Below are 13,785 nucleotides of genomic sequence, written 5' to 3' on the forward strand. Positions count from 1 at the left end.
CATCCTGCCCGTTCTTCTTCGCCGGTAACCCTCGTGTCGCCAAGAACGGGCAAGTTGCCCGTGCGCCCAGGAATTTCCCCTGCAACCGCCGGGCTCTTGCAGTGTCGGGCGCAACGGCTCAATAGAGTCGGACTGTCATATCGTTTGATGCAAGGTTTCCATGCCCTCTCCCGACAACTCCGCGCCCACCAACATGCTGTCCACCGTCGAGGCCCTGGCCCCCGAGACGCGCGCGAAGGTCGACGAATTGCAGCGAACCGAAGCGCCCGCCTACCGGCTGGCCGCACTCGACCCCGACTTCATGCTGGGCGACTCGACCCGCGGCGTGCGCTTCCAGCTCGAATATGCCAAGGCGCAGGAGGGGATGAAGGCGGCCCATATCCGCTCGACCATCGTGGTGTTCGGCTCTGCCCGCGTCAGCGAAAGCGCACCGGGCAATCGCGGCCGCTGGTACAAGGAGGCCCGCGACTTCGGCTATATCGCCTCGCGTCGCGGCGGCGCCCTCAACGAGGATGGCGGCGGGCGCTTCAACGTGATCGCCACCGGCGGCGGGCCCGGCATCATGGAAGCCGCCAATCGAGGGGCGAGCGAAGCCGGCGCGCCCACCATCGGCTTCAACATCACCCTGCCGCACGAGCAATACCCCAACCCCTACACCACGCCGTCCCTCACCTTCCGCTTCCACTATTTCGCCATGCGCAAGATGCACCTCGCCATGCACTCGGCGGCATTGGTGGTGTTTCCGGGCGGCTTCGGCACGCTCGACGAATTGTTCGAGATCATCACCCTGCGCCAGACAGGCAAGATGTCCTTCTGCCCGATCGTGCTGATGGACAAGGCCTATTGGACCAGGATCATCAATTTCGACGCGCTGGTCGAGGAAGGCTTCATCAAGGCCGACGACCTGACCCTGTTCGACTTTGCCGAAACAGCGGAGGAATGCTGGTCGATCCTGGAGCGCAAGGGTCTGACGGCACCGAGCGAGTAGAATTCAGGACGGGTCGAATTCGGCCTTGGCGCACCAATCGAGCCGCTCGGGCTTGAAGGCGGGCTTCTTGCCGTAGATGTCACCCATCTCGGCAACATAGGCTTTCTCGACCTCCGCCAGATTCCTATAGAAGGCCAGCGGCTCGCAGGGGCGGGCCAATTGCCAATCCTTGCTGTCGAGGGGGTAGCGTTCGCCCTTGACCACGAGGGCGCCCGATATCTTCAGTACCGAGCCGTCCGGCGCCACGTGGATCTTGCCTTCCCGGCTTACCGCTGCGTCGCGATTGGGCCCGTCGATGACGTTGGGAGACAGCATCGCCGTGACGGCAAGAGCGAGGCTGCCGTCTTCCCGGTAACAATAGGTCGCAAAACGCGCCAGACCGTCGATATAATCGGCGGTGGCCAGTACCGAGCGGCTCCCGGTTGCGCCGGCACGATTGTCCCAGAAGGAAAAATCATCGCCATAGCCGTTGAAGAAGCTGCGGCGCCAGCCGAGCCATGCCTGGGGATTGTCCTTCATCACCGCCTGGCAGGCGGCCCAATCCGCGTCGATCCCGGCCAGAGCCTTGGCATAAGGCCGTTCGGCGGCGCGAACCGAGGCCGTTGCCGTCAGGACGGCGATCACGGCCAGAGACATCCATACCCGCATGCGTCCCCCTGAACGAGGTGCAGAGCCTTGCGATGCTAGGCCGGGCCGGGTCGCCTCGCCATATCCGTGGGAACAACCGGCACAACCACGATCGGGCGAGAATTCCGGGTGCACGGGCATCTTGCCCGTTCCCGGAAACGCAGCGCTTGCGGAATGAGAAGAACGGGCGGGATGCCCGTGCACCCGGAAATCACCGCGCGACGGCCGCCCAGAAACTGGCCTTACGACCGTGCTTCTTGCTCAGATAGGCACGCCAGTCGGCATGGCTGAGCCGTCCCAGCTTCGCCAAAGCCCCAGGATCGAGCCGCGTGGCGAGATCGTCCAACCTGGCTAGATAGGCGGCGCCATGGCCATAGGCCGCCGATTTTCCCTTCGCCAGGATCTCCTCGACCAGGGCACGATAAAGCAGGCTCGCTGCAAGAGGTTGTGCCTCCTGCAGCCTGTCCGCCACCGACTGCAGCACCTGATAGTGGCTGCCATCCCAGACCAGCCCGAAATCGAGCACCAGCCGGGCGGCGTAGTCCAGCCGCGGCCATTCCGCCAGGAAATAGAGGGCGCGGTAGCGTGTTTTGGCGGCCAGGGCATGGGCGAAGGCCTTGTCGAGCACCTCGAACTCGGCGAAATCATCGAGCTTGGCCAGAAAAGCGCGCAGGATGACGGGATCGAGCGTCGTCTCGAAGGTTGCCCAGCGCAGATCCTGGGCTTCCTGCCCGCGCCCGAGTGCCTCCAGGATCCTTGCCTTGAGGCCGATCCGGGCCGGCAGGCGGAAATCACGTCGCACCACGCCATCCGCAAGATCCAGCGCGTCGGCATAGGCAAGCCGGGACGGCTCCCCGACATCCAGCCAGGACAGAGCCTCCTCCGCCCGCCCGGCGGCAAGCAGTTTCTCGGCCACGGCAAGCCCGTCGCGGGCTTCGCTGGGCTTCTCGTTTTCCAGGGCGATCCAGCCATCGAGGTCTTCGCGGCCGTCGGCGATGGCCTGGCGCAATTCCCGATAGGGACGAGCCACATAGGCCGGTTGCAGCGTCGCGACCTTGTCCGCCAACAGCCGATCCCATCGATCCAGATCCGTCGCCGAAGCCCGCTCCAGGAGGGACGCGATCACGGCAGGAGCGATGTCGCCGGCCTTGTCGGCGAGAGCCATCACCCTGTCGGGCAGGCCGGCGAGGTCGGTGGGGGTCAACCGGGTCGCCAACGGCCCCAGGGCCGCAACCGCTTCGCCATAGAGGTCCTCGAGCCGGCTGGAGGACAGGGCCCGCGCGAAAACGCTCCCGGCGGTCGCGATGAAGCGCAGCAGGAGATCGACCGCAAGCGAGGGCGAACCAGGGCCGATCTCACCGGTGATGCTGGCCAGTGTTGCCGCCAGGTCCTTTTCGAATTCCTTGATCTTGGGCCAGTCGATGAAGGAGCGTGCCTTCTCCAAGGCCGAAAGGCGCCGCTCCACCAGCTTGGCCACGGCTTCGGGCCCCTGGACCCCGGCGAGCGCCGCGATTACCCGCTTGCGGAAGGCCGGATTGACCTGCGTCTCCTCGAAAATCAGCCCGGCCAGCTTGGCCGGCCCGAGGTCGGCGAGGGTCGCTGCCGTGAACTTCGATTTCGCTGCCATGCTGGCACCTCCGAATCGCTGCCGAGCCTTGCCTCAGTGTGCAAGCTTCGACGCGGTTCGAAAGCCCAAAAGAAAAACCCGCCACGTTGCCGCGGCGGGTTCTTCGAAAAACGTCTTCGGCAAGGTACCGCTCAGGCGGCAGCCTTGACCTTCTCGACCAGGGCCTTGAAGGCTTCCGGCTCGCGGATGGCGAGGTCGGACAGCACCTTGCGGTCGATCTCGATGCCGGCCTTGGCCAGGCCCGCGATGAACTTCGAGTAGGTCAGGCCGAGCTCGCGGACAGCGGCGTTGACGCGCTGGATCCACAAAGCGCGCATGTTGCGCTTCTTGAGCTTGCGGCCGATATAGGCGTATTGCATCGAACGATCGACCGCCTGCTTGGCGATACGGATCGTATTCTTGCGGCGGCCGTAAAAGCCCTTCGCCGCGTCGAGTGTCTTCTTGTGCTTCGCATGGGACGTAACGCCCCGCTTCACGCGTGCCATCTGCTGATCTCCTTAAGGTTTCGCGTTGCCGTGGCGATCAGCCGTTCGGCAGGAAATACTTCTTCACGTTGTCGCCGTCCGTCTTGAAGAGGACGCGCGTGCCGCGAAGCTTACGGATCTGCTTGTTGGTACGCTTGATCATGCCGTGGCGCTTGCCCTGCTGAGCGTGCACCACCTTGCCCGATCCCGTGATCTTGAAGCGCTTTTTAGCGCCCGACTTGGTCTTCATCTTGGGCATTTTGCTCGTCTCCGAATAAAAAAGGCGCCGAAACCTTTTGGGTTCCGCCACCGGTAAGCCGTGTGCTTTTTGAAAAGCGCCCGAGCCAACAACATCGCCACGGCAGCCCTTATCAGCCGGTCGATGCGGGGAAGCCGGGTCTATAGCGACAAGCGGGGAGAAAAGCAACAGGCCGGGCGGCCCCAGCCTCCGATTTCAGCGCATTTTACGGGCATTGAGTGGCTCCCAGCAAAAACGCCTATAGCGTCGATCCTATCCGCATTTGCGATAGCTGTGCACCAGCGGTGTCTTCTCGCCGTCGACGGTCGCATGGGACACCGTCGCCAGCTCCTTGCCGATCTTCACCAGAATGACGGTGTAGTCGAAGGTTTCCCCCTCGCTGTCTTCCGAAACCTGCAGCCGCCAGGTCGGCGGGTCCTTGGCGATCTGGGTGACGGAGCGGGCCCGCCCGATGCTGCCCTCCTCCGTCCATTCCCGGCCCTCGACTGCAATGCGCAGCGGGGCCTCGCCCTTCAGATCCGTCTTGCTGGCACAGCTCTCGACGTCGCGGGTCCACACGCCCTGCGCCTCGGCGGGAAAGGGCACGCCAGACTTGTCCTGCGCAGCCGCAGCCGAAGATGCGAGGCAGGAAACGGCGAGGAGCAGAAGGCGCAGATGACGTGGCATGAACTTCTCCGGATGATCGGCCGGCTCTTCCACCGCCGCCCGGCCCGTCTCTAGCACGGCCATGCGCGCTTTCAGGATACGTCCGAAACAATCGAGCACCGACGCCGTTACGCCGCAGCACCCTTTGCCAGCCTTCGGATCGCCTGTGGCGGCTGGCCGAAGGCGCGCAGGAAGGCGCGCCGCATGCGCTCGCGGTCGGCAAACCCGGTCTCCCGGGCCACGATGTCGATGGGATGGAGGGTCTGCTCCATCATCAGCCGCGCTGCCTCGACGCGCAAATTCTCCACCGCCTTGGCCGGCGACTGGCCCGTCTCGGTGCGAAAGGCGCGGCTGAACTGGCGCGGACTGAGATGGGCGACCTCCGCAAGCTGTTCCACCGAAAGCGGCGTGTGCAGGTTGCGCCTGGCATAGGTGAGCGCGGTCTGGATGCGGTCCGACTTCGCGTCGAGATCGAGCAGGTTGGAATGCTGCGACTGGCCGCCGCCGCGCCGGTGATAGAGCACGAGTTGCCGCGCCACGGTGCGGGCCAGTTCGGCGCCATGATCCTCCTCGACCATGCCGAGGGCGAGATCGACACCCGCGCTCATGCCGGCCGAGGTCCAGATCTGGCCGTCGGCGATGAAGATGCGGTCTTCATCCACCTTGAGCCGCGGGAAACGGACCTGCAGGTCGCGCGTCCACAGCCAATGGGTGGTCACCCGCCGGCCGTCGAGGAGCCCGGCCTCGGCGAGCACGAAGGCGCCGGTGCAGATCGAGGCGACGCGGCGCGACAGCCCCGGCGCCCGGCGCACATAATCGATGACATCAGGCGTCGGCGGATCGACATTGGGCGTGCCGCAGACCACGAGCGTGTCGAATTCGGGCTCGTCGAAGCGAAGACTGTCGATCGTGGGGCCGACGGAGCTTCGCACGGGTCCCCCGCTCTCCGAGACGATGGCGATGTCATAGAGCGTCTTGTCCGCAGCATAATTGGCGAATTCGAAGGCCGAGAGAGCGGCAAAGCTCATCATCTGGAAATTGGGCGAAATCAGAAAGCCGACGCGTTGCATGAGCGCCTCCATTCTTGTCCTGAAAGGTGTCATATATGACATTTGAGACAAAAGCCAGCGGATCTAATCTCCAGCCATTGCAACCCATGGAGATTTTCCCATGTCCTCCTCCAAAGTGTCCGCCACATCCAAAGGCACCGTGCTGATCACGGGTGCTTCCTCCGGCATCGGCGCCGTCTATGCCGACCGCCTCGCCCATCGCGGCTATGACCTGATCCTCGTCGCCCGCAGCGAGGACAAGCTCAAGGCCCTCGCAGACCGCCTCGGCAAGACGACCGGCCGCGAGGTCCGCACCCTCGCCGCCGACCTCAACGCCAGGGAAGGCCTCGCCGCTGTCGAGGCCGTGCTGAAAAGCGACAAGAGCATCACCGGGCTGGTCAACAATGCCGGTTTCGGCAGCGCGGCGCCCTTGCTCCAGGCCTCGGTCGAGAAGATGGAGGACATGATCGGCCTCAACGTCACCGCACTCACGCGGCTGACCTATGCCGCAGTCCCCGGCCTGGTCGAGCGCGGGGGCGGCACCATCGTCAACATCGCTTCCATCGTGGCGATCGCGCCGGAATTGCTGAACGGGGTCTATGGCGGCAGCAAGGCCTATGTGCTCGCCTTCAGCCAGAGCCTGCACCATGAACTCGCCGACAAGAACATCCGCGTCCAGGCCGTCCTGCCCGGCGCCACCGCCACCGATTTCTGGAACGTCCTCGGCGTGCCCGTCGAGCAATTGCCGGAGAGCGTCGGCGTGATGTCGGCCGAGAACATGGTGGACGCCGCCCTCGCCGGCCTCGAGCAAGGTGAATTGGTCACCATCCCGGCCCTGCCTGACATCGCGGACTGGGCCAGCTTCGAGGCGGCCCGCAAGGCACTGTCGCCAAACCTCTCCCATCCCCGGCCGGCCGCGCGCTATCGGGTCACGCAGGCCAGTGCGGCCTGATAGCGCCGTAGAGAGTCGTCATCAGACAACAAAAAACAAAAAGGGCGGCCCGCCGGGCCGCCCTTTCCAATTCGCTGGCGTGAAATCCCGCCTTACTCGGCAGCGGCTTCGCCGTCGGCCTTGGCCTTCTTCTCCAGGTCTTCGCCGGTGGCCTGGTCGACGGCCTTCATCGACAGGCGCACCTTGCCGCGCTCGTCGAAGCCGAGCAGCTTGACCTTGACCTTGTCGCCTTCCTTGACCACGTCGGTGACCTTGTTCACGCGGTTCGCAGCCAGCTGCGAGATGTGAACCAGGCCGTCCTTGGCGCCGAAGAAGTTGACGAAGGCGCCGAAATCGGTGGTCTTGACCACGGTGCCGTCATAGATCGCATTGAGCTCGGGCTCGGAAGCGATCGACTTGATCCAGTTGATCGCGGCCTTGATCGCCGTACCCGAAGCCGAGGCGACCTTGATGGTGCCATCGTCCTGGATGTCGACCTTGGCACCGGTCTTCTCGACGATCTCGCGGATGACCTTGCCGCCCGAACCGATCACTTCGCGGATCTTGTCGACCGGAATGGTGATCACTTCGATACGCGGGGCATGCTCGCCGAGCTCGGCGCGGGCGCCGGACAGGGCCTTGGCCATCTCGCCGAGGATGTGGAGGCGGCCGCCCTTGGCCTGCTCCAGAGCAACCTTCATGATCTCTTCGGTGATGCCGGCGATCTTGATGTCCATCTGAAGCGAGGTAATGCCGCCTTCGGTGCCGGCCACCTTGAAGTCCATGTCGCCGAGATGGTCCTCGTCACCCAGAATGTCGGAGAGCACGGCAAAGCGCTCGCCTTCCAGGATCAGGCCCATGGCGATACCGGCGACCGGAGCGCGCAGCGGCACGCCGGCATCCATCAGCGCCAGCGAGGTGCCGCAGACGGTGGCCATCGAGGACGAGCCGTTGGACTCGGTGATCTCGGAGACGACGCGGATGGTGTAGGGGAACTCGTGCTGCGGGGGCAGCATCGGGTGGACGGCGCGCCAGGCCAGCTTGCCATGGCCGATCTCGCGGCGGCCGGGCGAACCCATGCGGCCGGTCTCGCCGACCGAATAGGGCGGGAAGTTGTAATGCAGCATGAAGCGCTGCTTGTAGGTGCCTTCCAGGCTGTCGACGAACTGCTCGTCGTCGCCGGTGCCCAGCGTGGCCACGGCCAGGGCCTGCGTCTCGCCGCGGGTGAACAGGGCCGAGCCATGGGTGCGCGGCAGGATGCCGGCTTCGGCAACGATGGCGCGGACCGTCTTGACGTCACGGCCGTCGATGCGGGTGCCGGTGTCGAGGATGTTCCAGCGCACGACCTTGGCCTGCAGCTCCTTGAACACCTCGGCGATTTCCTGCTTGGTGTAGGCAGGATTCTCGACGCCTTCCGGCAGGAAGTGCGCGACGACCTTGGCCTTGGCGGCATCCACGGCCGCATAGCGCTGCTGCTTGGCGGTGATCGCATAGGCGGCGCGCAGATCGGCCTCGACCACGCCGAGCATGGCCTTCTCCAGCTCGGAACGATCGGCCGGCTGGAAGTCGCGCGGCTCCTTGGCGGCCTTCTCGGCCAGGCGGATGATCGCCTCGATCACCGGCTGGAAGCCCTTGTGGCCGAGCATCACGGCCTCGAGCATGGTCTGCTCGGAGAGTTCCTTGGCTTCCGACTCGACCATCAGCACGGCGTCGGCAGTGCCGGCGACCACGAGCTCGAGCGAGGATTCCTTCATCTCGTCGATGGTCGGGTTGAGCTTCAGCGCACCGTCGACATAACCGACGCTGGCGGCACCGACCGGGCCCATGAAGGGCACGCCCGACAGCGTCAGGGCAGCGGAAGCGGCAACCATCGACAGCACGTCGGTGTCGTTGATCAGGTCATGCGACAGCACGGTGACGACGACCTGGGTGTCGTTGCGATAGCCGTCGACGAAAAGCGGGCGGATCGGGCGGTCGATCAGGCGGGAGATCAGCGTCTCGCGCTCGGAGGGACGGCCCTCACGCTTGAAATAGCCGCCGGGGATGCGGCCGGCCGCGAAGGCCTTTTCCTGGTAGTTGACGGTGAGCGGGAAGAAGTCGACGCCGGCCTTCGGCTCCTTGGCCGAAACCACCGTGGCCAGCACGGTCGAGTCGCCATAGGAAGCGAGCACGGCGCCATCGGCCTGGCGGGCGATCTTGCCGGTTTCGAGGGTCAGCTTGCGGCCGGCCCATTCCAGCTCTTCGCGATAAATTGTGAACATTAAGGATCAATCCTACTCTTGTGGATCGACCGGACGAGGCAGGGCGTCGACCAATGGCGCCTGAAACAAAAGCGGCCATCGCAAGATGGCGGGAAGCATCCTGACGTTCAACGCCCGAGGGGTGCTTCCTGCGATCCTGCCATGGCCTGCTGCCTATCCGGTCTGTGGGCTTTCGCGCCGGCCCCATGCCGCCGCGTCCCGGTCTTGAAATGGAACAGCCCGAAAGGCATGGAGCCTTCCGGGCTTGATCAGTCTTAGCGGCGGATGCCGAGACGAGCGATGATCGACTTGTAGCGCTCTTCGTCGCGCGACTTGATGTAGTCGAGCAGCGAGCGGCGCAGGGCCACCATCTTGAGAAGGCCACGACGGGAGTGGTTGTCCTTCACATGCGACTTGAAATGGCCGGTGAGATTGGTAATGCGCTCGGTGAGGATCGCGATCTGGACTTCCGAGGAACCGGTATCACCGGCCTTGGCGCCATATTCCTTGATGAGCGCGGTCTTGCGCTCTTGGCTGATCGACATCGGGTCGTCCTTTCATGAAGCATCGCCGCGCGGAGCGCGCGATTGCCGATACCGTCTTGCGACGAAGGGGCCATCTGGCCAGGATCGCCGTCCACCAAGGCCCGGCCGGGATGTCGTCCAGCGGGGTCGGCGGGGGCGGGCAAAAACCAGCGCATGAGCGCCGGGATGCGGCCCTATAGTCGAAGCGTGGCCAAAAAGCCAGAAAAAAGCAAGCGCCGGTGAAACGCCGTTCGCTTGAGGAGACACCGCTCCGATTTGTCATAGCCGGGCTTGACCCGGCTATCCAGTCCCCCCGACGCAATCGAGCAAGAGGCTGGATTGCCGGGCCAAGCCCGGCAATGACAAAGGTCGTGCCAAATCCAAGACACCGCAAGTGCACCGCATCAAGCCCACTGGCGACGCTCCCTAAATTCCGTTAAGGCAAAGGCGTGCCCCGTTCCACCACCACCAGCCCCCCGCCCGGCAACAGGCCCGGCCGCTTCGGACTGTCGGCCCGCCTGCTCGTCCTCACCATCCTGTTCGGCCTGCTGGCCGAGGTGCTGGTCTACCTGCCGGTGGTGGCGAACTATCGGCGCAATTGGCTTTCCAACCGCATCGCTTCCGCCATCACCGCCGCGCTGGTGCTGGAAGCAGCGCCCGACGGCATGGTTTCCGATGATCTCGCCCGGCAGATCCTTGCCTCGGTCGGCGCCAAGATGGTGGCGTTGAAGACCGACGACAGCAAGCGGCTGCTCGCTTCCTCCGACATGCCGCCCACCGTGGCCATCGCCACAGATCTGCGCAGCCTCACGGCGATGGAGGCGATCGGCGACGCGCTCGATACGCTGCTGGCGCCCAAGGGACGCTTCATCCGCGTCGTCGGCGATGCGCCCATGCACGGGCAATATGTCGAGATCGTCGTCGACGAGACGCCGCTCCAGCAGGGCATGTACGATTTCGCCCGGCGCTGGCTCGTGATCACGCTCGCCATTTCCACCATTACCGCCGGCCTGATCTATCTCACCCTCAGCTTGTTCATCGTGCGCCCGATGCGCCGGCTCACCGGCGCCATGATGCGTTTTGCCGCCGATCCCGAGGATGAAGCCGGCGTGATCCGCACGTCCGGCCGCAGCGACGAAATCGGCATGGCGGAACGCGAATTCGCCGCCATGCAGCGCCAGCTCCACGGCATGCTGCAGCAAAAGAGCCGCCTGGCGGCGCTGGGCCTGGCCGTGTCCAAGATCAATCACGACCTGCGCAACATGCTGGCGGCCGCGCAGCTCTTTTCCGACCGCCTGACCGAGACCGACGATCCCATCGTGCAGCGCCTGGCGCCGAAACTGATCCAGACCATCGGCCGGGCCATCGCGTTCTGCCAGTCGACGCTGTCCTATGGGCTCGCCTCCGAACCACTGCCCACGCGACGGCGGATCGCCCTCGCCCCCATCGTCGCCGATACGCGCCAGTTGCTCGGCCTCGGCGAGGCGAACGATCGGCTGACATGGGTGGAGACGCTCGAGCCCGACCTCCAGATCGATGCCGACGCCGATCAGCTCTCACGCGTTCTGCTCAATCTGTGCCGCAATGCCGTGCAGGCCCTGGACGGCCATGTCGCACCCGACGCCTCGCCGAACCGGATCGAGATCGGCGGGCGGCGGAACGGTGCCGTCGTGACCATCGACGTGGCGGACAATGGTCCGGGCGTCTCGGTGAAGGCCGGCCAGAAGCTGTTCGAGGCCTTTTCGGGCTCGACCCGCCCCGGCGGCTCCGGCCTCGGCCTCGCGATCGCCGCCGAACTCGTACGCGCCCATGGCGGCACGCTCTCTCTGCTCGAGCAGACGGCGGACCGAGGCGGCGCGACGTTCCGGATCACCATTCCCGACCGCCCGGCTTGAAGCATCGGCAACGCGCCGGCAAGGACGATCGCGACGCGGCGCGCTAGAGCAAAGTGCGATTTGGCGGAATCGCCAGGAATCGCAAAGACGCGCCGAAGCAAAGAGTTGGAGCAAAACGGCGTTTCGTCCAGACGCGCTTTGCTCTAGAGTCGTGACGGTCCCGTGTCGGGACGATGGCATTGGCGTGACGCCGGGGAGCTGGTCGCGCGCGACCGGAACCCCAATCGAGCAAATTCATGAACAATATCAAGGACAGCGGCAATGTCGGCACTCCCGTCGACATCAATGCCGTGCAGACCATACGCCGGATCGTGCTCGGCCTCCTGGGCGTACTCGGCTTCGTGGTGCTGCTGTTCACCGACTCCCTGTGGCAGGACGAGGCCGGCCACGGTTTCCACGAGACCATCGAAAGCGTCGGGCTGGTGCTGATCGTGGTGGCCATCGTCGGACGCACCTGGTGCTCCCTCTATATCGGCGGACGCAAGAAGCAGCTGATCGTCGAGGACGGTCCCTATTCGATCTGCCGCAATCCGCTCTATGTCTTCTCCTTCATCGGTGCCGCCGGCGCCGGGGCCCAGTTCGGCACGGTCACCACCGCGGCATTGGTCTTCACCATCACGGTGGTGATCTTCACCATCGTGACGCACAAGGAGGAGCAGTTCCTCCACGACAAGTTCGGCGCGGTCTATGACGCCTATTGCGCCCGCGTCCCGCGTTTCCTGCCGAATTTCGCGCTCTGGCGTTCGGTGCCGACGCTGGAGATCCAGACCTCGCTGGTGACGCGCACCTTCCTCGACGCCTGCCTGTTCCTGGCCGCCTTTCCGGTAGCCGAACTGGTCGAACTGCTGCAGAACCAGGGCTATCTGCCGATCTACCTGCTGGTGCCCTAGGGCAAAACGCGTTCAAGTATAAACGCTTATTTTCTCTAACTCTTTGTTCAGACGCGTCTTTGCGATTCGAAGTGATTCCATCAAATCGCAAAACGCTTTAGGGCGCGTCGCATTTGGAGAATGAAATGCCTGGGAGAGGGCACTGCCGGGAGAGAGCCCCCTGTGATGCCTGCATTCCCAGGAAAGCGTTGCACAGGCACCAACTCCTGCGATATCGCTGGAATTTGGCGGCTGCCGGACGGTCCGGTCCTCCCCAGGAGCAAGGTGCGTTTAAACGGAAGCGCTCTTTTGCTCTCGCTCCTCGTTCGAATGCGTCGTTGCGATTCCCGGTATCCACCAAATCGTAATGCGCCATAGGTGTTTTCCATGCGTATCCTGGCCATCGACACAGCCCTCGAAGCCTGCTCGGCCAGCGTGTTCGATTCCGACGACGGCGCCATCGTCTCGCAGACATTGCCGATGGCGCGCGGCCAGGCCGAGGCGCTGATCCCGCTGGTGCGCGATGTCGTCGAGCGGTCGGGCGGGTTTTCCCTGATCGACCGGGTCGCCACCACGGTCGGGCCGGGCTCCTTCACCGGGCTGCGCGTCGCCATCTCGGCCGCGCGGGCCTTCGCCTTGTCGCTGCGCGTGCCCTGCGTCGGCATCTCCACCCTGGCGGCGATCGCCGCGCCCCATATCGATGAGAATGACGGCCAGCATGTCGCCGTCGCCATCGATGCGCGCCATGGCCATGTCTATTTCGAACTCTTCTCCAATCGCGGCCGCAGCATCGTCGAGGCCGGCTGCATCCCCTTGCGCGAGGCCGCGCGCGTGCTCGGCCCGGCGACGGTGAAGATGGCCGGGCCGGCCGCCCCGCTGCTGTTCGAGGAAGCCAAGGCCGCCGGTACGGCCGGCCAGATCGTCGATGCCAGCCCGGCGCCGGATATCGACTGGGTGGCCAGGCTCGGCCTGCTCGCCGACCCCGCCGACTCGCCGCCCAGGCCGACCTACCTCAAGCCAGCCGACGCGACGCCGCAGCAGAACGGCCAGATCGCGCGGCAGTGAGGAGGCGGCGATGAGCTGGTTCGGCCGCAAACAGCCTCCCGTCGTCACCGATGCCAGGGCCGGCGATGCAGCGGGCCTTGCCGCCATCCATGCCTCGGGTTTCGAGCGCGGCTGGGATGCGCATGAGTTCGAGCGCATGCTGGCCGATCGCCTGACGATTGCCCATCTCGCCCGCCCGGGCGGCAAGGGCACCCCGACCGGCTTTGCCCTGTCGCGCCTGGTGGTTGATGAGGCCGAGATCCTTACCGTCGCCGTCGCGCCGTCCTCGCGCCGCGCGGGACTGGCGACCCTGTTGCTGCAGCACCATCTCGGCCGGCTCGCGGCGGCAGGCGCACACAAGGTCTTCCTCGAGGTCGCCGAAGACAATGTCGCGGCTCTTCGCCTCTACCAGCGCCACGGCTTCAACGAAATCGCCAGGCGGCAGGCCTATTATGCCCGAGCCAAGGGACCGCCGGCGACGGCTGTTATCATGGAGCGGGCGTTGAGATGATCCCGTATGCGCGGCTACAGCATCGAACCTGATTTCTGAATCAGGCTCGATGCTGTAATTCCTTGTTGCCGCATCTTTTTTGCCGAAAACCGCTACCCACTTTTCGGCGCGA

The 13,785-nt window shown here is 64.8% G+C and carries 14 protein-coding genes; 6 read left to right on the forward strand and 8 right to left on the reverse strand.

Features of this window, described 5'->3' with window-relative positions; genetic code table 11:
- The first annotated feature begins 160 nt into the window (after window positions 1–160).
- Window positions 161–988, forward strand: coding sequence for a TIGR00730 family Rossman fold protein (locus BA190_RS30995; protein WP_371260442.1), 828 nt, complete (start codon window positions 161–163; stop codon window positions 986–988).
- A gap of 3 nt (window positions 989–991) precedes the next feature.
- On the opposite strand, the gene BA190_RS31000 is transcribed toward BA190_RS30995, so the two are convergent.
- The 6 genes from BA190_RS31000 to BA190_RS31025 all read right to left on the reverse strand — a co-directional run bounded on the left by BA190_RS31000 (window position 992) and on the right by BA190_RS31025 (window position 5,680).
- Window positions 992–1,636: a hypothetical protein gene (locus BA190_RS31000; RefSeq protein WP_156771776.1), complete on the reverse strand. Its 645-nt coding sequence runs from the start codon at window positions 1,634–1,636 to the stop codon at window positions 992–994.
- A 190-nt stretch (window positions 1,637–1,826) separates the two neighbouring features.
- On the reverse strand, window positions 1,827–3,242 hold the full coding sequence (locus tag BA190_RS31005) for a DUF6880 family protein (RefSeq protein ID WP_082980162.1): 1,416 nt from the start codon (window positions 3,240–3,242) through the stop codon (window positions 1,827–1,829).
- Between the two features lie 131 nt (window positions 3,243–3,373).
- A complete protein-coding gene (gene rplT, locus BA190_RS31010) occupies window positions 3,374–3,727 on the reverse strand; it encodes a 50S ribosomal protein L20 (RefSeq protein WP_068297422.1) in 354 nt (117 codons plus the stop codon).
- A 37-nt stretch (window positions 3,728–3,764) separates the two neighbouring features.
- Complete coding sequence (gene rpmI / locus BA190_RS31015; RefSeq protein ID WP_068297425.1) at window positions 3,765–3,965, reverse strand: 50S ribosomal protein L35; 201 nt, start codon at window positions 3,963–3,965, stop codon at window positions 3,765–3,767.
- 252 nt (window positions 3,966–4,217) lie between these two features.
- The gene (locus BA190_RS31020; RefSeq protein WP_068297428.1) at window positions 4,218–4,694 is read right to left on the reverse strand and encodes a hypothetical protein; all 477 of its coding nucleotides are present in this window, start codon (window positions 4,692–4,694) and stop codon (window positions 4,218–4,220) included.
- Between the two features lie 44 nt (window positions 4,695–4,738).
- The gene (locus BA190_RS31025; protein WP_068297464.1) at window positions 4,739–5,680 is read right to left on the reverse strand and encodes a GlxA family transcriptional regulator; all 942 of its coding nucleotides are present in this window, start codon (window positions 5,678–5,680) and stop codon (window positions 4,739–4,741) included.
- Window positions 5,681–5,780: 100 nt separating this feature from the next.
- Between BA190_RS31025 and BA190_RS31030 the strand changes: the two genes are divergently transcribed.
- Entirely contained in the window at window positions 5,781–6,611 is an 831-nt protein-coding gene (locus tag BA190_RS31030; protein ID WP_371260443.1) for an SDR family NAD(P)-dependent oxidoreductase, read from the forward strand.
- Between the two features lie 92 nt (window positions 6,612–6,703).
- On the opposite strand, the gene pnp is transcribed toward BA190_RS31030, so the two are convergent.
- Window positions 6,704–8,851, reverse strand: a complete 2,148-nt coding sequence (gene pnp, locus BA190_RS31035) for a polyribonucleotide nucleotidyltransferase (protein ID WP_068297431.1) — start codon at window positions 8,849–8,851, stop codon at window positions 6,704–6,706.
- Window positions 8,852–9,105: 254 nt separating this feature from the next.
- Entirely contained in the window at window positions 9,106–9,375 is a 270-nt protein-coding gene (gene rpsO / locus BA190_RS31040) for a 30S ribosomal protein S15 (protein ID WP_068297434.1), read from the reverse strand.
- A gap of 428 nt (window positions 9,376–9,803) precedes the next feature.
- Here rpsO and BA190_RS31045 point away from each other — a divergent pair, with 428 nt between their 5' ends.
- The 4 genes from BA190_RS31045 to rimI all read left to right on the forward strand — a co-directional run bounded on the left by BA190_RS31045 (window position 9,804) and on the right by rimI (window position 13,673).
- Entirely contained in the window at window positions 9,804–11,249 is a 1,446-nt protein-coding gene (locus BA190_RS31045; protein ID WP_068297437.1) for a HAMP domain-containing sensor histidine kinase, read from the forward strand.
- Between the two features lie 236 nt (window positions 11,250–11,485).
- A complete protein-coding gene (locus BA190_RS31050) occupies window positions 11,486–12,139 on the forward strand; it encodes an isoprenylcysteine carboxylmethyltransferase family protein (RefSeq protein WP_082980163.1) in 654 nt (217 codons plus the stop codon).
- Between the two features lie 366 nt (window positions 12,140–12,505).
- Window positions 12,506–13,183 (forward strand): tRNA (adenosine(37)-N6)-threonylcarbamoyltransferase complex dimerization subunit type 1 TsaB, encoded by a 678-nt coding sequence (tsaB, locus tag BA190_RS31055; RefSeq protein ID WP_068297440.1) that lies wholly within the window; start codon window positions 12,506–12,508, stop codon window positions 13,181–13,183.
- A 10-nt stretch (window positions 13,184–13,193) separates the two neighbouring features.
- The gene (gene rimI, locus BA190_RS31060; protein ID WP_068297443.1) at window positions 13,194–13,673 is read left to right on the forward strand and encodes a ribosomal protein S18-alanine N-acetyltransferase; all 480 of its coding nucleotides are present in this window, start codon (window positions 13,194–13,196) and stop codon (window positions 13,671–13,673) included.
- The last annotated feature ends 112 nt before the right edge of the window (window positions 13,674–13,785 follow it).

This window comes from Labrys sp. WJW, assembly GCF_001676615.1.
In the GTDB taxonomy this organism is placed as follows: Bacteria; Pseudomonadota; Alphaproteobacteria; order Rhizobiales; family Labraceae; genus Labrys; species Labrys sedimenti.